We start from the raw sequence: 18,138 nt of genomic DNA, 5'->3' as shown, positions 1-18,138 counted from the left end.
CCGAGCGGTTATTCGCCCAGGGCGGCGCGGCGCTGCGGTTCGGTAAGGCCCGCAAGATCGTCGGTGTCGTCCGAATGGTCCTGCGTGCGCGGCTGCACAGGAAGGCCCAGCATGTTGCGGTCGGCAAGCAGGCGGCGCGCCTGTTCGACAGACAGGGGCTGGCCGAAATGGAAGCCCTGGCCCTTGGCGCAGCCGATTGCGGTCAGATGTTCGATCAGGTCGCCATCCTCGATGCCTTCGGCGGTGATCGGCAGCCCCATCGATTCGCCCAGCAGGGCGATGGTCTGGACGATGGCGCGGCTTTCCTTGCTCTCGTTCATCGAGGTGACGAAGCTGCGGTCGATCTTGATGCGGTCGAACGGCAGCGCGCGCAGATGCGCGAGCGAGCTGTAGCCGGTGCCGAAATCGTCGAGCGCGACGCGCACGCCCTGGTTCTTCAGGCTGCCGATGATCGATTGGGCGAGCCCCATGTTCTCGAACAGGCAGCTTTCGGTGATCTCGATCTCCAGCCGGCTGGCGGGAAATCCGGTCTCGACCAGCAGCTTGACGATCTTCTGGGCCAGCCACGGGTCGCGCAGCTGGACCGGCGAGATGTTGACCGAGATGGTCAGGCTCTGGTCCCAGTTGCGCGCGTCCTCCATCGCCTGGCGGATGACGCAGGCGGACAGGTCGCCGATCATACCGGTGTCCTCGGCGATGGGGATGAAGATATCGGGCGCGATCTGGCCCAGCTCGGGCGAGTTCCAGCGTGCGAGCACCTCGAAGCCGATCAGCGTTCCGGAAGCCAGGTCGATCTGCTGTTCGTAATAGGGCACGAACTCGCCGCGGCCGATGCCGATGCGCATTCCCGATTCGATCTTGTTGCGAAACTGGACTTCGCTTTCCATCCGCGGATCGAACCAGCAATAGCGGTTGCGGCCATGCTTCTTGCTCGCATACATCGCGATGTCGGCGCGGCGCATCAGCACGTCCAGGCTGTTGTCGCACAGGTCTGCGCGCGCAATGCCGATCGACGCGGTGACGGTCAGTTCGGCATCGCCATGGCCCACCGGGCCAGGGATCGGCTGGCTGACCTGCTCGATCATGTCCTCTGCCACGCGCTGCACGGTTTCCGGGAAATCGGCGTCGAAGATGAAGGTGCAGGCGAATTCGTCGCCGCCCAGCCGCGAAACATGGCTGTTGGGGGGCATGGTCGCCTTCAGTCGCCGCGCGACCTCGACCAGCACTTTGTCGCCTGCGTCATGGCCCTGGATGTCGTTGATGTTCTTGAAGTTGTCGAGGTCGAGCATGAGGTACGCAACCGTCATCTCGCGCCGCGTGGCCTGGGCGATCAGGCTCGATGTCGCCTCGCCGATGGCGCGGCGGTTGAGGCAGCCCGTCAGCGGATCGGTGACCGCCAGAGTCTTGGCCTGCTCCTCGGCGTTCTTGTGATGCGCAATCTCGTCGTAAAGCTCGCTGTAGCGCCGCCAGCCGAAGATGATCAGCGCGATGTTGAGTAGAAGCGCGGTGACCGCGATGTTATCCGGAGAGACCGCCATGCCATGATAGCGGTTGATCACGGTCGGGAGGACGCTGCCGGCTGTGCCGACGAACATAAGGATAGCTGCGGTCATGATGCCGCCTGCGATGAAGTCGCGTCCCCGCACCGCTCGGTCGGCCAGAGCCCCCGTGCGATCGCTGTTGGTGGGATCGGATTTCACGTTTTGCACCATCATTCCCCTCAACCGGCCTGGATTATCCGGCTGAATGGCAAGGAACGTAAGCCGCGAGCGTTAAAACATCGTTTACGCTTGGGAAGGGGCGAAGGGCGGCTTTTCAGTATTTCTGCGCGACACGATGGTCAAGATGCGGTTAAGCAGGCCCCGGCCGCGCCCCCTTGCGGTGCGGGGGTTGCCAGCGGACCGAGGTTGCGCTAATGGCCCGCCCAACCTGTGCGCACCCGATTGTGCATGGGCATCCTGTCCCGCCGCTGAAACCGCATCGCCGGTCCATGCGCGCGCCGGTCGGCGAGGTTTCGCCCACCGGCGTTTTGTGCGTTTGGCGCAAGGGCAGGCCTGGCCGATGAGCCGGGGTGGTTGATCGGGACGGTTTGGCGGGCCATGTGGGCGGGCAGAAGGAGAAGCGGATATGTTCGATAATCTGACTGATCGCCTTGGCGGCGTGTTCGACAAGCTGCGTGGCCGCGGCGCGCTGAAGGAAGAGGACGTCCGCTCGGCGATGCGCGAAGTCCGCATCGCGCTGCTCGAAGCCGATGTCGCTTTGCCCGTCGTCCGCGATTTCATCAATTCCGTCACCGAAAAGGCCGTGGGCCAGTCGGTGCTCAAGTCGGTCGCGCCCGGCCAGCAGGTCGTCAAGATCGTCAACGACGCGCTGACCGAAATGCTGGGATCCGAAGCCAGCGACCTCGATCTCGCCGTAGCCCCGCCCGCCGTCATCATGATGGTCGGCCTGCAGGGCTCGGGCAAGACCACCAGCACCGCCAAGATCGCCAAGCTGCTCAAGGAAAAGCACGGCAAGAAGGTCATGATGGCCTCGCTCGACGTGCAGCGCCCTGCCGCGCAGGAGCAGCTCAAGGTGCTGGGCGAGCAGGTCAACGTCGCCACGCTGCCGATCGTTGCGGGCCAGATGCCGGTGGATATTGCGCGCCGGGCGCTTCAGTCCGCCAAGCTGCAGTCGTTCGATGTCGTGATGCTCGATACCGCGGGTCGCCTGCATGTCGACCAGCAGCTTATGGACGAGATGAAGGCGGTCGCCAATGAGGCAACGCCCAAGGAAATCCTGCTCGTCGTCGACTCGCTCACCGGTCAGGACGCGGTCAACGTTGCGCAGAACTTCTCAGAGCAGGTGCCGCTGACCGGCGTCGTGCTGACCCGCATGGACGGCGATGCGCGCGGCGGTGCGGCGCTTTCGATGCGTGCTGTCACTGGCCGTCCGATCAAGTTTGTCGGCATGGGCGAGAAGATGGACGCGATCGAGCCGTTCCATCCGGGCCGGGTCGCTGGCCGCATCTTGGGCATGGGCGACGTCGTCAGCCTGGTCGAAAAGGCCGCTGCGACGGTCGAGCGCGAAGACGCCGACAAGCTCGCCGCCAAGATGTCCAAGGGTCAGTTCGACATGAACGACCTGCGCACCCAGCTTCGCCAGATGACCAAGATGGGCGGCCTCGGTGCGCTTGCAGGCATGATGCCGGGCATGAAGAAGGCCAAGGCGGCGATGAGCGCGAGCGGTGTCGACGACAAGGTGCTGGTGCATATGGATGCCATCATCGGATCGATGACCCCCAAAGAGCGCGAGAAACCCGCCTTGCTCAACGCCAAGCGCAAGATCCGCATCGCCAAGGGATCGGGAACCACCGTGCAGGACGTCAACCGGGTGCTCAAGATGCATCAGGAGATGGAAGGCGCGATGAAGAAGATCCGCAAGATGGGCGGCCTCAAGGGGCTGGCCGCGATGTTCGGCGGCGGCGGTGGCGGCGGTCCTCTGGGCGGCGGCAAGATGCCGACCGAGGACGATATCGCCGGGCTTTTGGGTGGCGGCAACGGTGGCGGCGGCAAGGGCATTTCCGGCGGGCTGCCGGGACTGCCCAACGGGCTTCCCCCGGGCTTTCAGAATTTCAAGAAAAAGTGATTTAAATCTAATTATATCAGAAAGGTAAGGTTCACATGTCTATTTCCATGCGTCTGTCGCGCGGCGGTTCCAAGAAGCGCCCCTATTACAAGATCGTCGTTGCCAACAGCCGCGCACCGCGTGACGGCAAGTATCTCGAGCAGATCGGCATCTACAACCCGCTGCTCGCCAAGGATTCGGGCGAGCGCGTCAAGATCAATGAAGAGCGCGCCAAGCACTGGCTGTCGGTCGGCGCGCAGCCCACCGATCGCGTTGCCCGCTTCCTCGACACCATGGGCATCAAGGAACGCAAGGCGACCGTGAACCTGAAGAAGGGTGAACCGGGCGAAAAGGCTAAGGAACGCGCTGAAGAGAAGGCGACCAAGATCGCCGAAGCCGAAGAAGCCGCTCGCGCTGCCGAAGAAGCCAAGAACGCACCGGCTGAAGAGCCCGCCGCTGAAGAAGCGCCCACTGAAGAAGCCGCTGCTGAAGAAGCACCTGCTGAATCGACCGAAGGCTAAGCCACGACGCCTCTCCCCTCCCGCTTGCGGGAGGGGAGGGTCCGGCTTGCCGGACCGGGGTGGGCAAAGATTGAACGCACTGTTGAAAGCGCCTCTATGCCCGACCGTCCGATAACCCTGGCCGTCATCGTCGGCGCGCATGGCGTGACCGGCGAAGTGCGCCTCAAGCTGTTCGGCTCCGGCCTCGACGGCGTGAAGGCGCACAAGAGTTTCAACAGCGGAGCGTTGACCCTCAAATCGCTGCGTCCGCAAAAGGACCTCGGCATCGCGCGCTTTGCCGAGATCACCGACCGCAACGCCGCCGAAGCGGCGCGCGGCACCGAACTCACCGTCCCGCGCTCCGCGCTTCCGCCCTTGGGCGAGGGCGAATACTATCATGCCGACATGATCGGCCTGCTCGTAGTGTCCGAAACCGGCGAGCCGCTCGGTACCGTTCGTGCGATCGAGGATTTCGGCGCAGGCGACCTGCTCGATATCGCGAGGCCCGACGGCAAGACCTTCATGGTTCCGGTCGCATCCGCCGATATCCGCGACGACCGCATCGCGATTGACCCTGTGTGGGCCGAATAGTATATACATCGCGTATATACAGGAGGCCGTGATGGGTAAGGAATACCGGGCAAAGAGTTTCAAGTCTGGCAATTCCGTCGCCATCCGCATGCCTGCGGCACTGGGGATCGAACCGGATCGGGAGTGGACGATCACCGAACAGAATGGCGAATATGTTGTTCGGGAAATCGGCGCGCCAAGGCGCAAGTTCAATATCGATAAGGTGGCGGGGTCAGCGACCAGCCTCAAACCGATCAAACCCGAGGACAGGGTGTTTGAAGAGCGGCCGCTGCGCTGGGATTTGTTGGGCGGCAGTGACGGTTCATGAAATACCTGCTCGACAGTAACGTCATCATTGCCCTGACGATGAACGCAGACGATCGTGTTATCGGTCGCGCCGGTGAGTGTTTTGAGGGGGACATTGTCACGTCCGCCATCGCTATCGCCGAGGTTGCTCTCGGATCGGTTCGGGGAAAGCCCCCTGGGTTCGCTCAACTGCAAGCCTTTCTCGAGGAAGTACCCGTCTTGGCCTTCGACATCGCAGCAGCCCGCGCCTATGCCGCGTTGCCGTTCAAGCGTCGCAGCTATGACCGCCTGATTGCTGCACAGGCATTGTCCCAGAATCTTATCATGGTCACGGACAATGAGAATGATTTCGCCGACATCCCCGGCCTCAAGGTCGAGAACTGGACCCAATGACCTTCGCAGCCCAGATCCTCACGCTCTACCCCGAGATGTTCCCTGGCCCGCTCGGCCACAGCATCGCGGGGCGTGCGCTGTCCGAGGGGCGGTGGTCGCTCGACGCGATCCAGATTCGTGACTTTGCCACCGACAAGCACCGCAGTGTCGATGATACGCCTGCGGGTGGCGGGGCGGGGATGGTGCTGCGCGCCGATGTGCTCGCCAGCGCGGTCGATCATGCACTTGAACGCTCGCCGAACGCGCCAGTGATCGCGATGACACCGCGCGGCGCGCCGCTCACCCAAGCGCGCGTAAGGCAACTCGCGGACGGCCCTGGCGTCTCCATCCTGTGCGGGCGATTCGAGGGGTTTGACGAGCGATTGTTCGAGGCGAGGCCAATCGAGCAGATTTCGATCGGCGATTACGTGCTTTCGGGCGGGGAAACCGGGGCTTTGGTGCTGCTTGACGCTTGCGTTCGGCTGTTGCCCGATGTAATGGGCGCCTCTTCCAGCGGAGACGAAGAATCGTTCGAGAACGGTTTGCTCGAATATCCGCACTACACCCGACCTCAAATTTGGGAAGGGCGTGCGATCCCCGAAGTGCTGCGATCGGGGGATCACGCGAAAATCCGGGCATGGCGTGACAGCCAGGCTGCGGAGATAACACGGCTAAGGCGGCCGGATCTTTGGGAGCGCCATGGGGGCACTCCGGATCAGTCGCCCTCTGGTGCGCGGCGAAAAAGATAGGACAGGTCATATGAACCTCATCCAGACGCTCGAAGCTGAAGCTATCGAGGCATTCAAGGCTAGCAAGACCATCCCCGACTTCCGGGCTGGCGATACCATCCGCGTCGGCGTGCGCGTGGTCGAAGGCGACCGCACCCGCGTCCAGAATTACGAAGGCGTGTGCATTGCACGTTCGAACCGGGGCCTCGGCTCCAACTTCACCGTGCGCAAGATTTCGTTCGGTGAAGGCGTCGAGCGTGTGTTCCCGCTCTATTCGCCCAACATCGATTCGATCACCGTGGTGCGCCGCGGCGTCGTGCGTCGTGCGAAGCTGTATTATCTGCGCGGCCTGACCGGCAAACGCGCACGTATTGCAGAGCGTCGCGACAACCGTCCCGCCAAGGGCAGCACCGAAGCCTGATCGTTTTCGACAGTCTTTGATCTTGCAAAAGGGCGGTCTGCAAAGGCCGCCCTTTTTCGTTGTCACGTCGTCCCGATGCAGGCCCGCCCAACTCCCCGATCCCCATCCGGGAATTTTCGGCGAGTTGAAGGCAGGCTGATGGACGGTTTGTTTCGCAAGCTGCAGATGTGGCGCAATAATATCTTCGCGCTGTCGCATCATCGCCACTCGCAGCTTGTATTGCCGGGGCTGAGCCGCTAGGCGCCCCGGTGCATTGCACTGGAGGAATTGATCCGTGGGTTATCGAGTAGTCGTAGTCGGCGCGACCGGAAATGTCGGTCGCGAAATGCTGGCCATCCTGGCCGAGCGCGAGTTCCCGATTGATGAAATTGCAGCAGTTGCCTCGTCGCGTTCGACGGGCACCACGGTCGAGTTCGGCGATACCGGCAAGATGATCAAGGTGCAGAACATCGAGCACTTTGATTTCACCGGCTGGGACATCGCGCTGTTCGCAGCCGGCTCTGCCGCGACCAAGATATATGCGCCCAAGGCCGCCTCGCAGGGCTGCGTGGTGATCGACAACTCGTCGCTGTATCGCATGGAGCCCGACGTGCCGCTGATCGTTCCGGAAGTGAACCCCGATGCGATCGATGGCTACAAGGCGCGCAACATCATCGCCAACCCCAATTGCTCGACCGCGCAACTGGTCGTCGCGCTCAAGCCGCTGCACGATGCCGCGACGATCAAGCGCGTCGTCGTCGCGACCTATCAATCGGTGTCTGGCGCGGGCAAGGAAGGCATGGACGAGCTGTTCGAGCAGTCGCGCAACATCTTTGTCGGCGACAGCGCCGAGGCGAAGAAGTTCACCAAGCAGATCGCCTTCAACGTCATTCCGCATATCGACGTTTTCCTCGACGATGGATCGACCAAGGAAGAGTGGAAGATGGTGGTCGAGACCAAGAAGATCCTCGACCCCAAGATCAAGCTGGTCGCGACCTGCGTGCGCGTTCCGGTGTTCGTCGGCCATTCCGAAGCGGTGAACATCGAGTTCGAAAACGAACTGAGCGCCGAGGACGCGCAGAAGATCCTGCGTGAAGCGCCGGGAATCATGCTGGTCGACAAGCGCGAAGACGGCGGATACGTGACCCCGGTCGAGTGCGTCGGCGATGGCGCGACGTACATCAGCCGCGTGCGCGACGACAGCACGGTCGAGAACGGCATCTCCTTGTGGTGCGTGTCGGACAACCTGCGCAAGGGCGCGGCACTCAACGCGGTGCAGATCGCCGAACTGCTGGGCCGCCGCCACCTCAAAAAGGGCTGAAACGTAAGCGCGGTGAGGGCGCTAACCTCACCGCGCTTTACGAGCCTACTGTGCTCTCACTCCCCGATATGGACCGGGGCGACGGCCATGTTCTTGGGCCGGCGCAGCAGCAGAAGCAGCGGGATCGCGGCGAGATTGACCAGCATCATCGCGTGGAAATCGTCGATATAGGCGATCATCGCTGCCTGGCGGTTGATCTGGGCATTGACCACCAGCAACGCCGCATCGCCCAGCGACCCGAACTTGTCGGCAGTGCCGGGGTCCAGCATGGCAAGCGAAGAACCGGTGATGTGCGCGGCCAGATCGCTGTGGCTGACTTGGATGTTGAAGCTTAGCAAGGTGGTGAGCACGGAGATGCTGACCGACGCGCCCAGGCTGCGGGCGAGGTTGAGCAGGCTGGCGCCATCTGTACGGTGGCGGGGCTCGAGCGTGGCGAACGCCAGAAAATTGAGCGGGATGAACACCAGCCCCATCCCGATCCCCTGCACGAACCCTGCGACCACTATCGGGTGCCAGGTCATGTCCAGCGACCATCCGGTCATCATCCACAGCGAATAGGTCGCGGTCGCAGCCCCGGTGATCATCAGATAGCGCGGGTCGACCGTGTTCACCAGCCTGCCTGCCACCCCCATGCTGATCAGGATGCCCAGCCCGCGCGGGGCCAGCAGCAGGCCGGTATCCAGCACCGAATAGCCGAACAACTGCTGCAGCATCGGCGGTAGCAGCGCCATGCTGGCAAACATCACCACGCCCACCACCAGCATGAACAGCAAGGCAGCGGCCATGTTGCGATTGCCCAGCAGGCCGTGCTCGAACAGCGGATTGCGACCCCAGATCATATGCACCGCGAAAATCCACAGACATGCAATCGAGATTGCGGCTTCGATCAGGATTTCGGGGCTGGAAAACCAGTCGAGCTGGGTGCCGCGATCGAGCATGATCTGCATCGCGGCAAGCCCGAGCGCGAGCATCGAAAAGCCGAACAGGTCGAACCGGCGGCGGGTGCGCTCCCGGCTGGGCAGCAGCCAGGCAAGCAGCGCGATGGTGACGATGCCCACCGGCACATTGACCAGAAACACCCAGCGCCAGCTGTAGCTCTCCGTCAGCCAGCCGCCCAGCACCGGCCCCATGATCGGCCCGATCATGATCCCCATGCCCCAGATCGACATCGCGCGCGCCTGGCCGCTGGGCGGGTTGATGTCCATCAGCACGGTCTGCGACAAGGGACCGATGAATGCTGCAGCAATCCCCTGGATGGCACGGAACAGCACCATCTCTTCCAGAGTGGCCGCCGCGCCGCACGCCATCGAGGCGAGCGTGAAGGCGATGACCGCCCAGACGAACAGGTTGCGTGATCCGACGCGCTCGGCCAGCCAGCCGGTGATCGGCATCGCGATCGCGGATGCGACCAGGTAGCTGGTCAGCGCCCAGATAACCGTATCGGCGGTTGCGCCCAGGCTGGATTGCATGTGCGGAAGCGCGACATTGGCGATGGTGGTGTCGAGGATCTGCATGATCGTCGCCATCATCACTGCGAGCGTCAGCAGTCCCCGGTGGCGAACCGGCATGGCGGGCAGGTCGATGGGCAGGGCCCCCGGCGCAGGCCCGGCGAAACGGGCAGGGGCGGCGCGGCTAGCCATCGCCCGGTCCTAGCGGTGCTTGCCGGTATCAATGGTGACGTCTGCCGAAAGCCCTGCGATCAGCCGCCGGTCAGCGGTTTTGTCCAGCCGGATGCGTACCGGCACCCGCTGGGTTACCTTCACCCAGTTGCCGGTCGCATTCTGCGCCGGAAGGATCGAGAACTCCGACCCCGTTCCCGCGCCGATGCTTTCCACCCGCCCGGTCAGCTTGAGATCGGGATAGGCATCCAGCCTGACCTCGGCTGGCTGACCAACCCGCATGTGGTTGAGGTCGGTCTCCTTGAAATTTGCCTCGATCCAGCTGCGGTCATCGACCACCAGTGTGAGCGCGGGAAGGCCGACGACCATGGCCTGGCCGCGCTGCAGCCGCTCTGCCTGGACCACGCGGCCACTAACGGGCGCGCGGATCACGGTGCGGTCGAGATTGAGCGCAGCAGTGTCGCGCCGCACCCGGGCCTGCGCGATGGCGGGGCTGACGCCCGGGACAGCCGTTCCAGTTGCCAGCCGCGATCTCGCCTCGGCCGCGCTGGCCTCGGCTGCGCGCAGTTGCTCGCGCGCCATCTCTACCCTGCGCTCGGCTTCGTCGAGCCGTGCCCTGGTGGTGAAACCGCGCTCCATCAGCGCCTGCTGGCGCTCCAGATCGATCCGCGCATAGGCGATTGCATCGCGCGCGGACGCTATCCCAACGCCGGTCGAGCGTGCTTCGCTCGCCAGCGTGGCGACCGAGACCTCAGCGCCTGCGATATCGGCATCGGCCTGGCGCACGGCCAGCGCATAGGGTTCGGGATCGACGCGGAAGAGGATGTCGCCCTGCTTGACGGACATGTTCTCGCGGACCCTGACATCGATGATGCGCCCGCCGACCTCTGCCGAAATGGCAACCTTGTCCTGCTGCACATAGGCATTGTCGGTGGAGACATAGCGCCCGCCAGACAGCCAGTAATACGCGCCCAAAGCCAGCAGCACGACAGGCACCGCCAGCATCAGGCCGCGCACGGCCCAGCGCCCGGAAGGCTTTTCCGGGGCATCGATCGCGGCAGGTCGGCTGCCTGCTTCGGACGCCGGCGCCACCGAAGTGTCCTGCGTTTCGGGGGAGGTTGCCTTGCTGTCGCCGTCAAGCATCGACCGCCTCCCGCCGCGACAGGTTCACGCGCATGCGCTCGACAAGATCGCCCAGAACGGCGCGCTCTTCCTCGCTCAGCCCTGTCAGGGCAAGCTCCTGCACCAGATCGGCCTCGCGCTGCAGCTGCGCCATCAGCGGTTCGGCCTTTTCGGTCAGATACAGGTTCCAGGCGCGGCGGTCGTTCGGATCGGGCTTGCGGCACACCATGCCCGATTCCGCCAGCCGATCGATCATCCGCGAAAGCGTGATCGGCTCGACTTCGAGCAGATCGGCCATCTCGCTCTGGCGCATGCCGGGATCGCGCTTGAGCCGTGCGACCGTGCGCCATTGCAGGCTGGTCATTCCCAGATCGCGGATGTTGCCGTCGAACATCCGGCGGAAAAGCCTGGCGGTATCGTTGATGAGAAAACCGATCGAGTCTGTCATGGCTATCGATATAATAGCATATGACACTAACTCAAAGCGCGAATGCATTTGCATCCGGACGGATGTTTTGGCAGTCTTTGTGTCATGACATTGACAGCCGACATCTTCTGGTCGTTCCGCTCGCCTTACAGCTATCTCGCGACGCGGCGGTATCGCGCGATGGCAGAGCGCTATGACCTCGCGCTCAACCTGCGCCCGGTCTATCCGCTGGCGATCCGCCAACCCGATTTCTTCGAGAAGAGCCAGCCCGGCTGGCTGCGTTACACGCTGACAGACGTATTCCGGCTGGCGCAGTATCTGGACATCCCGTTTGCGCCGCCAAACCCAGACCCGATCAAGCAGAACATCGCGACGCGGACGATCTCGCCCGACCAGCCTCATGTCTATCGCATCACGCGGCTGGGGCAGGTGGCCTCGCGCCAGGGCAAGAGCCTTGCCTTCTGCGACGAGGTTTCGCGGCTGATCTGGGGCGGCACCGCTGGCTGGCACGAGGGCGAGCATCTGGCCGGCGCCGCCGCGCGCGCAGGGCTGGACCTTGCCGAGCTTGACGCCATTGCGCTGGCCGAGCCCGAGGCGCTGGACGCCGAGCTTGCCGCCAACCAGGAAGCGCTGGAGATGGCGGGCCACTGGGGCGTGCCGACCCTGGTGTTCGATGGCGAACCGTTTTTTGGTCAGGATCGGATCGATCTTGCCATCTGGCGCATGGAGCAGGCTGGCCTTAAAGAGCGGGGATGACCCAGCCCAGCACCACCATCACCACCAGCCGCATCCGCTCCTTCGACGGCACCGAGCTTGCGGTGCACCAAACCGGCGAGGGCAGGGCGCTGTTGCTGCTCCACGGGCTGTTCTCGAGCGCGGAGACCAACTGGATCAAGTTTGGCCATGCGGCAAGGCTGGCGAGTGCGGGCTTTCGCGTCATCATGCCCGATCTGCGCGCGCACGGCGCAAGCGGCGCGCCGCATGATCCGGCGGCGTATCCGCGCGATGTGCTGGTCGACGATGCATTGTCGCTGATCGATACGCTCGGGCTCGACGATTTCGACCTCGGTGGCTTCTCGCTGGGGGCGCGCACCACCGCCAAGCTGCTGGCGGCAGGGGTGACCCCGCGCAAGGCGGTGCTCGCCGGCATGGGCTGGGAAGGGCTGACCGGCTGGGGACGGCGGCGCGATTTCTTCGTCACCGCGATCGACCGGCGCGACGAGGTCAAACGCGGCGATCCGCATTTTCTGGCGGTTGCGTTCATGAAGACCCAGGGGATCGACCCCATCGCTGCGCGCTTGCTGCTAGACAGCTTTGGCGACGTCGATACCGATGCGCTGGTCAAGCGCGACGTTCCCGTGCTGGTGGTCTGCGGCGCCGACGACCAGGACAACGGCTCTGCGCCCGAGCTGGCGCGGCAGCTGCACGTTGCAACCTATCGCGAGATCAGGGGCACGCACATGTCGAGCGTGCTGGAGCCCGCGCTGGCGGACGAAATGGTTTCATTTCTCACCGCTTGACGCTCCGCCGTGGCGGTTCCATCGTTGCTGCCATGCTGCTGCGCCGCTGTACGGCGCATGATGAGAAGGTGTCTGAAATGAAATCCCTGAAATCGATCGTGTCCGTCATCGCATTGTCCGTTGCCGCCTGCGCTGTTCCCGCATTTGCCGAGGACGCTGCTCCGCAGAGCGTCGCTGCCAAGCCGACCGCTGCCGAGGCCGATGCCTTTGTTACCGCTGCCGAAAAGGAGATGTACGACTACATCATCTCGGCCAGCCGGGTGTTCTGGGTCAACTCGACCTATCTCACCGACGATACCAATGCGCTGGCGGCCGAGGTCGGCGCCAAGGGCACCGAGATGCAGGTGCGCTTCGCGCTCGAGGCGGCGAAGTTCAACGATGTCGCAGGGCTCAGCGACGAGACGCGGCGCAAGCTCGACAAGATGCGCGGCGGCATCGTGCTGCCCGCGCCGACCACTCCGGGCGCAGCGGCCGAGCTCAACACCATCGCCACAAACCTGCAGTCGATCTACGGCAAGGGCAAGGGCACGCTCGAGGGCAAGCCGGTGAACGGATCGGACATCGAGGCAGCCATGGGTGAAAGCCGTGACCCCGATGCGCTCAAGGAAATGTGGGCGAGCTGGCACGACAATGTCGGCGCGCCGATGAAGGACGACTACGCCCGGATGGTCGACATCGCCAACCAGGGCGCGCGTGAGCTGGGCTTCAAGAATGTCGGCGCGATGTGGCGCTCGCAATACGACATGAGCGCGGACGAGTTCGCCGCGCTGACCGAGAAGCTCTGGCAGCAGGTCAAGCCGCTGTACGACGATCTGCACTGCTACACCCGTACCAAGCTCAACGAGAAATATGGCGATGCGGTGCAGGCCAAGACCGGACCGATCCGCGCCGATCTGCTCGGCAACATGTGGGCACAGGAATGGGGCAACATCTATGACGTTGTGGCCCCTGCGGGCGCGGGCGATATCGGCTACGACGTCACCGAGCTGCTCAAGGCCAAGCAGTATGATCCGATCAAGATGGTCAAGGGCGGGGAGGCGTTCTTCTCCTCGCTGGGCTTTGCGCCGTTGCCCGAGACCTTCTGGCAGCGCTCGCAGTTCACCAAGCCCGCCGACCGCGAGGTGATCTGTCACGCCTCGGCCTGGGACGTCGACAACAAGGACGATATCCGCATCAAGATGTGCATCAAGGTGAATGCCGACGACTTCACCACCATCCACCATGAGTTGGGGCACAATTACTATCAGCGGGCCTATAACAAGCAGGACACGCTGCATCTCGATGGCGCCAATGATGGCTTCCACGAGGCGATCGGCGACATGGTCGCGCTGTCGATCACGCCCGATTATCTGGTCGAGATCGGCCTGCTCGACAAGGCCAAGGTACCCGGCGCGGACAAGGACCTTGGGCTGCTTCTGCGGCAGGGCATGGACAAGCTGGCGTTCCTGCCCTTCGGCCTGCTGGTCGACCGGTGGCGCTGGGGCGTGTTCGACGGCAGTATCAAGCCTGCCGGATACAACGAGGCCTGGACGGCGCTGCGCCTGCAGTACCAGGGGATCACGCCGCCGGTTGATCGGCCCGACAATGCTTTCGACGCTGGCGCGAAATACCATATCCCCGGCAACACGCCCTATACCCGCTATTTCCTCGCGCGAATCCTGCAGTTCCAGTTCTACAAGGCCGCGTGCGACATCGCCGGCTGGAAGGGCCCGCTCCATCGGTGCACCTTCTACGGCAACAAGGAGGTCGGCAACCGGCTGAACGCGATGCTGGAGATGGGTGCGTCCAAGCCCTGGCCCGATGCGCTCGAGGCGTTCACCGGATCGCGCGAAATGGATGGCACCGCGATGGTCGAATATTTCGCGCCGCTCCAGACGTGGCTCAAGGAACAGAACAAGGGCAAGCAATGCGGCTGGTAAGCGGCGCTGGTTTCAGGGGTCGGTAACAGAACAGGAGCAGAAACTACGGCCCGAGAGCCGCAGCATCTGCCCCTGTCTGAGGTCGCAGCGACCGATGACCGGTCGTTAGAATGATGGGGCCTGCTCTCCTGAAGCGGGGGGCGCCTCTTGCCGGAAAACAGGCCCCGAGGCACCGCGCATGAGGGAATCGCGCGCAGCACCTATCTGTTGGGCGGGTTACAGCCGGGGCTGATTACCGCTTGGTGTTCGTATACGGCGCACCTGCTGCGCTGGTCGTCGAAGGAACGACGGTCGGATCGACATAGTCGCTGTTCTCGTCGGCCTGCGGCGCAGGATCGACCTTGCTCTTGCGGGTCAGCGCGATGGCCGCTGCGATCAGCGCGATACCGCAAGCCGCAAGACCGATGGCCACTGCCGGATGCGCGCGTGCCTGGTCGGCGGCGTATTTGCTGTTCTGGCTGACCTTGGCGGAAAGCTCGCGTGCGGCAACCGTCAGACGCTCAGAGGCATCTTGCGCTAGTTCGCCGGCCTTGTCGCGAAGCGGGCCCATTTCGGTGGTCAGCGCCTTGGCATTGTCCGAAATGATGTGCGCGGCAGCGTTCGCGTTGCGGCGGGCGAGGTCGGATGCGATCCGGGCGTTCTCCGAAATCACTTCGCCGGCCAGCTTGGCGGTTTCGGTGGCCTTGGCGCGCAGTTCGTCGCGGTGGTCATTGACCGATGCAAATGCACTCGCAGCTTCCGTGCGGGCACGTTCGGCGAGGTTCAGCGCGTCTTCCTTGATGCGCGCTGCAGCAGTCTTGATGGCATCGCTCATAGATAATCTCCTTGGCTTCATCGGCTGGGGTTACCATTCCGTTGATGGAGGCATTACGCCGACCACCGCCAAATGTTCCCTTGATCCCGACACAAACTGCATGGTTTTCGACAGAGGAATGCAAAAAGGCCGCCGGGTTGCCCCGACGGCCTTTGTTTCTGTAGCAGTTAGAGAGGGTTGGATCAGGCAGCCGGCTCAAGCACCGGCGGGGCTTTTTTTGGCCCCTCTCCCGGCTGGTCCGGATTGCCGTCGAACTGATCCTGCATCTTCTGGTAAGGCGATGCATAGCGATCGCGAAGATCCTTCCACTCCATAATCATGGTGCCGCCCGTGGCGTTATGCTGCTTCTCCCATGCGCCCAGCATGTCGAGGCAGGCGTGGTCGATATGGTCGAGATGTTCGACATGCACGTGCACTTCGCGGCCCGACTTGACGGTTTCCAGCACGCTCGCAAGCCGTGGGATCGAGAAGAAGGTTGCCGATCCGTGCAGGAACACATCGGTGCGGTTGGCCATCTCGTCGTCCTCCAGATCAACCCGCACATGCGTGAAGGTGTACACCACCTTGGCGGTGGCCAGCACGAAGCCGATGATCACGCCGGTGAGCAGATCGAACACCACGATGCCGCCCAGCGTCGCGAAGTAGATCACCAGTTCGATCCGGCCATAAGAGGCGATCTTCTTGATCTGTGCGATGTTGACCAGCTTGTAGCCGGTATACACCAGGATCGCGGCCAAGGCTGCGGTAGGGATATAGGCCAGCAGCCAGGGCAGGGCGGCAACCGTGCCGAGAATCCAGACGCCGTGCATGATCGCCGAGAGGCGCGATTTGCCACCGGCCTGGACATTCGCGGACGAACGCACGATCACGCCTGTCATCGGCAGCGCGCCGACCGCACCGCATAGCATGTTGCCGATGCCCTGCGCGCGCAGTTCCTTGTCGTACTTGGTGCGCGGGCCGGTGTGCATCTGGTCGACCGCGGTGGCGCACAGCAGCGTCTCGGCGCTGGCGACGAACGCGAAGACCACACCCAGCAGCAGGATGTCCATCGAAAGGCCGCGCTGAAAGGCTTCGGCCGTGGGGATGTTGAGCGATGCTACGATGTTGTCCGGCACGGTAACGCGGTTGATGTCGAACCCGGCAAATAGCGCGACCAGCGTGCCAACGATCACGGCGATCAGCGGGGCGGGCACGACGGCGAGCGACTTGGGCTTGAACTGGTTCCACAGCAGGATCGCGGCGATCGTCGCGACGCCAACCATGGCCGCGAGGTGATGGCTGTCCATCGCCATCGGGAACACTGCCTTGTAGATCGCCTCGGGGATCGAGATCAGGTTCTCGAGGCCGCTTCCACGCGGGCTGTCATCGATCATCACATGAAACTGCGAACCCAGGATCAGCACGCCGATCCCGGCGAGCATCCCGTGAATGACAGACGGCGATATCGCACGAAACCACTGGCCGAGCCGCGCGACCCCTGCCATCAGCTGCAGCGCGCCGGCGATCAGGCCGACGACACCCATCATGATCAGGCCGTGCTCTTCCACCAGCTGGTAGCACAACACGGCAAGACCCGCCGCCGGTCCGCTGACCTGCAGCGGAGAACCGGCGAGCGAGCCCACGACGATCCCGCCGATGATGCCCGTGATCAGCCCCAGCGCAGGCGGTGCGCCCGATGCAATGGCAACGCCAAGGCACAGGGGCAACGCCACCAGGAACACGACGACAGAGGCCAGCAGGTCCTGTGGCCAGCTTTTCTTCATCGTCTCGAATTCACCCATCGGGGCGGTAGTCGCGGTCATGATCATGCTCCTGGGGATCGGAAGGTCAGGGACTCAGGTTCAGGCTGCACATTCATGCTTGGCCACGGCAATCGCGGCCATTTCACTGGCGTAATGCTCGTGCACGGCCACGAACTTGCCGGTGGTGTCATCATAGGCGGTCACATCGCCCGTGCGGATATCATAGACCCAACCGTGGAGCTGAAGCTCACCCGCGGCGAGTCGCGCGGCGACAGCGGGGTGGGTCCTGAGGTGATTAAGCTGCAGGATGACATTTTGTTCCAGCAGCATCTGCATCTTGCCCGCATCATCGAGGTTGCTACCCAGATGATTCACTACTTCGACCGCAGCGCGGGTATAGCCCAGCCATTCGCGAACATGGGGCAGGCCGTCGAGGCCCTCGGGGTTCATCGCGCCCTTCATGGCACCGCATTCCGTGTGTCCGCAAATCACGATGTGCGGCACCTTGAGTGCAGCAACCGCGAACTCGATCGAAGCGGTCATGCCGCCGGTGTGGTTGGTGTGCGGGGGAACGATGTTGCCCGCATTGCGGCAGATGAACAGCTCGCCCGGATCGGTCTGCGTGATCATCGCGGTTTCGATGCGCGAGTCCGAGCAGGTGATGAACAGGGCTTCGGGCGACTGGCCCTTGGCGAGGCTTTCGAACAGCTCCTGCTTCTCGGGGAAGACTTCGGTCTGGAAGCGGACGACGCCTGCGGCGAAATGGGGCATGGGGAGGCTCCTTCTTGATAGATGTCTAAAGGGTCAGGACCAGAGTTCTCGCACTTCCTGCAGCTCTCCGGCCAGGGCCGCCGGGGCGCGAGCCTCGACAAAGGCCAGACCTTCGGTGATCCAGCCCGCGATCTGCGGCTGGGCAAGGCTGTAGAGGTGCTGTCTGCCGTTGCGCCGTTCCGCAACCATCCGGGCAGCCCGTAACAGGCTGAGATGCTGGGAAAGACGGGTCGGGGGCAGGTTGAGCCTCTGTGCGAGCGTGTTCACGTCACACTCGCCCGTGCGCAGTTCCTCGATCAGACGTATCCGGTCGGGATGCGCGATGAGCTTGAAGAACTCGGCAAGCTCACGGGCGATAGGGATGCGCTTTGGCATGAGCCGCAGGCTGGCGCATCTTCAGC

The 18,138-nt window shown here is 63.4% G+C and carries 19 protein-coding genes; 11 read left to right on the top strand and 8 right to left on the bottom strand.

The features are described from left to right. Positions 1-8: 8 nt before the first annotated feature. A complete protein-coding gene (locus IP68_RS08130) occupies positions 9-1,712 on the bottom strand; it encodes a bifunctional diguanylate cyclase/phosphodiesterase (RefSeq protein ID WP_284456840.1) in 1,704 nt (567 codons plus the stop codon). Between the two features lie 415 nt (positions 1,713-2,127). Here IP68_RS08130 and ffh point away from each other — a divergent pair, with 415 nt between their 5' ends. The 8 genes from ffh (at position 2,128) to IP68_RS08090 (ending at position 7,803) form a co-directional block, all read left to right on the top strand. Continuing rightward, positions 2,128-3,627, top strand: a complete 1,500-nt coding sequence (gene ffh / locus IP68_RS08125; RefSeq protein ID WP_054134479.1) for a signal recognition particle protein — start codon at positions 2,128-2,130, stop codon at positions 3,625-3,627. 35 nt (positions 3,628-3,662) lie between these two features. Next, positions 3,663-4,127, top strand: coding sequence for a 30S ribosomal protein S16 (rpsP, locus tag IP68_RS08120; RefSeq protein WP_054134478.1), 465 nt, complete (start codon positions 3,663-3,665; stop codon positions 4,125-4,127). A 96-nt stretch (positions 4,128-4,223) separates the two neighbouring features. Continuing rightward, positions 4,224-4,697 (top strand): ribosome maturation factor RimM, encoded by a 474-nt coding sequence (rimM, locus tag IP68_RS08115; RefSeq protein ID WP_054134477.1) that lies wholly within the window; start codon positions 4,224-4,226, stop codon positions 4,695-4,697. A 31-nt stretch (positions 4,698-4,728) separates the two neighbouring features. Further along, positions 4,729-5,004, top strand: a complete 276-nt coding sequence (locus IP68_RS08110; protein ID WP_054134476.1) for a hypothetical protein — start codon at positions 4,729-4,731, stop codon at positions 5,002-5,004. Then, positions 5,001-5,375 (top strand): type II toxin-antitoxin system VapC family toxin, encoded by a 375-nt coding sequence (locus IP68_RS08105; protein ID WP_054134475.1) that lies wholly within the window; start codon positions 5,001-5,003, stop codon positions 5,373-5,375. The genes IP68_RS08110 and IP68_RS08105 overlap by 4 nt, the downstream gene beginning before the upstream one ends. After that, positions 5,372-6,103 (top strand): tRNA (guanosine(37)-N1)-methyltransferase TrmD, encoded by a 732-nt coding sequence (trmD, locus tag IP68_RS08100; protein ID WP_054134474.1) that lies wholly within the window; start codon positions 5,372-5,374, stop codon positions 6,101-6,103. Before IP68_RS08105 ends, trmD begins: the two co-directional genes overlap by 4 nt. A 10-nt stretch (positions 6,104-6,113) precedes the next feature. Next, positions 6,114-6,503 carry a 50S ribosomal protein L19 gene (gene rplS, locus IP68_RS08095; RefSeq protein ID WP_054134473.1) on the top strand — a complete coding sequence of 130 codons (390 nt, stop codon included), beginning with the start codon at positions 6,114-6,116 and terminating at the stop codon, positions 6,501-6,503. A gap of 274 nt (positions 6,504-6,777) precedes the next feature. Beyond that, positions 6,778-7,803: an aspartate-semialdehyde dehydrogenase gene (locus tag IP68_RS08090; RefSeq protein WP_054134472.1), complete on the top strand. Its 1,026-nt coding sequence runs from the start codon at positions 6,778-6,780 to the stop codon at positions 7,801-7,803. 56 nt (positions 7,804-7,859) lie between these two features. On the opposite strand, the gene IP68_RS08085 is transcribed toward IP68_RS08090, so the two are convergent. Genes IP68_RS08085 through IP68_RS08075 form a run of 3 tightly spaced genes read right to left on the bottom strand, consistent with a single transcriptional unit; the run spans position 7,860 to position 10,992 of the window. After that, entirely contained in the window at positions 7,860-9,443 is a 1,584-nt protein-coding gene (locus tag IP68_RS08085) for a DHA2 family efflux MFS transporter permease subunit (RefSeq protein ID WP_054134471.1), read from the bottom strand. Positions 9,444-9,452: 9 nt separating this feature from the next. Further along, on the bottom strand, positions 9,453-10,565 hold the full coding sequence (locus tag IP68_RS08080) for an HlyD family secretion protein (protein ID WP_054134470.1): 1,113 nt from the start codon (positions 10,563-10,565) through the stop codon (positions 9,453-9,455). Continuing rightward, a complete protein-coding gene (locus IP68_RS08075) occupies positions 10,558-10,992 on the bottom strand; it encodes a MarR family winged helix-turn-helix transcriptional regulator (protein WP_054134469.1) in 435 nt (144 codons plus the stop codon). The genes IP68_RS08080 and IP68_RS08075 overlap by 8 nt, the downstream gene beginning before the upstream one ends. An 84-nt stretch (positions 10,993-11,076) precedes the next feature. Between IP68_RS08075 and IP68_RS08070 the strand changes: the two genes are divergently transcribed. The 3 genes from IP68_RS08070 to IP68_RS08060 all read left to right on the top strand — a co-directional run bounded on the left by IP68_RS08070 (position 11,077) and on the right by IP68_RS08060 (position 14,410). Further along, positions 11,077-11,727, top strand: a complete 651-nt coding sequence (locus IP68_RS08070; RefSeq protein ID WP_054134468.1) for a 2-hydroxychromene-2-carboxylate isomerase — start codon at positions 11,077-11,079, stop codon at positions 11,725-11,727. Next, the gene (locus IP68_RS08065; RefSeq protein ID WP_054134467.1) at positions 11,724-12,491 is read left to right on the top strand and encodes an alpha/beta fold hydrolase; all 768 of its coding nucleotides are present in this window, start codon (positions 11,724-11,726) and stop codon (positions 12,489-12,491) included. The genes IP68_RS08070 and IP68_RS08065 overlap by 4 nt, the downstream gene beginning before the upstream one ends. Before the next feature lie 77 nt (positions 12,492-12,568). Continuing rightward, positions 12,569-14,410 carry a M2 family metallopeptidase gene (locus IP68_RS08060; protein ID WP_156317991.1) on the top strand — a complete coding sequence of 614 codons (1,842 nt, stop codon included), beginning with the start codon at positions 12,569-12,571 and terminating at the stop codon, positions 14,408-14,410. A gap of 232 nt (positions 14,411-14,642) precedes the next feature. On the opposite strand, the gene IP68_RS08055 is transcribed toward IP68_RS08060, so the two are convergent. The 4 genes from IP68_RS08055 to IP68_RS08040 form a co-directional block, all read right to left on the bottom strand. Further along, positions 14,643-15,224, bottom strand: a complete 582-nt coding sequence (locus tag IP68_RS08055; protein ID WP_054134466.1) for a hypothetical protein — start codon at positions 15,222-15,224, stop codon at positions 14,643-14,645. 182 nt (positions 15,225-15,406) lie between these two features. Continuing rightward, positions 15,407-17,032, bottom strand: coding sequence for a SulP family inorganic anion transporter (locus tag IP68_RS08050; protein WP_054134465.1), 1,626 nt, complete (start codon positions 17,030-17,032; stop codon positions 15,407-15,409). Between the two features lie 33 nt (positions 17,033-17,065). Next, on the bottom strand, positions 17,066-17,737 hold the full coding sequence (locus tag IP68_RS08045) for a carbonic anhydrase (protein WP_054134464.1): 672 nt from the start codon (positions 17,735-17,737) through the stop codon (positions 17,066-17,068). A 33-nt stretch (positions 17,738-17,770) separates the two neighbouring features. Beyond that, positions 17,771-18,112 (bottom strand): metalloregulator ArsR/SmtB family transcription factor, encoded by a 342-nt coding sequence (locus IP68_RS08040; protein WP_054134463.1) that lies wholly within the window; start codon positions 18,110-18,112, stop codon positions 17,771-17,773. Positions 18,113-18,138 lie beyond the last annotated feature (26 nt).

The organism is Blastomonas sp. AAP25, assembly GCF_001295965.1.
GTDB classification, from domain to species: domain Bacteria; phylum Pseudomonadota; class Alphaproteobacteria; order Sphingomonadales; family Sphingomonadaceae; genus Blastomonas; species Blastomonas fulva.
Note: the sequence above shows the minus strand (reverse complement) of the source record. Positions and strands in the feature narration are given on the sequence as shown.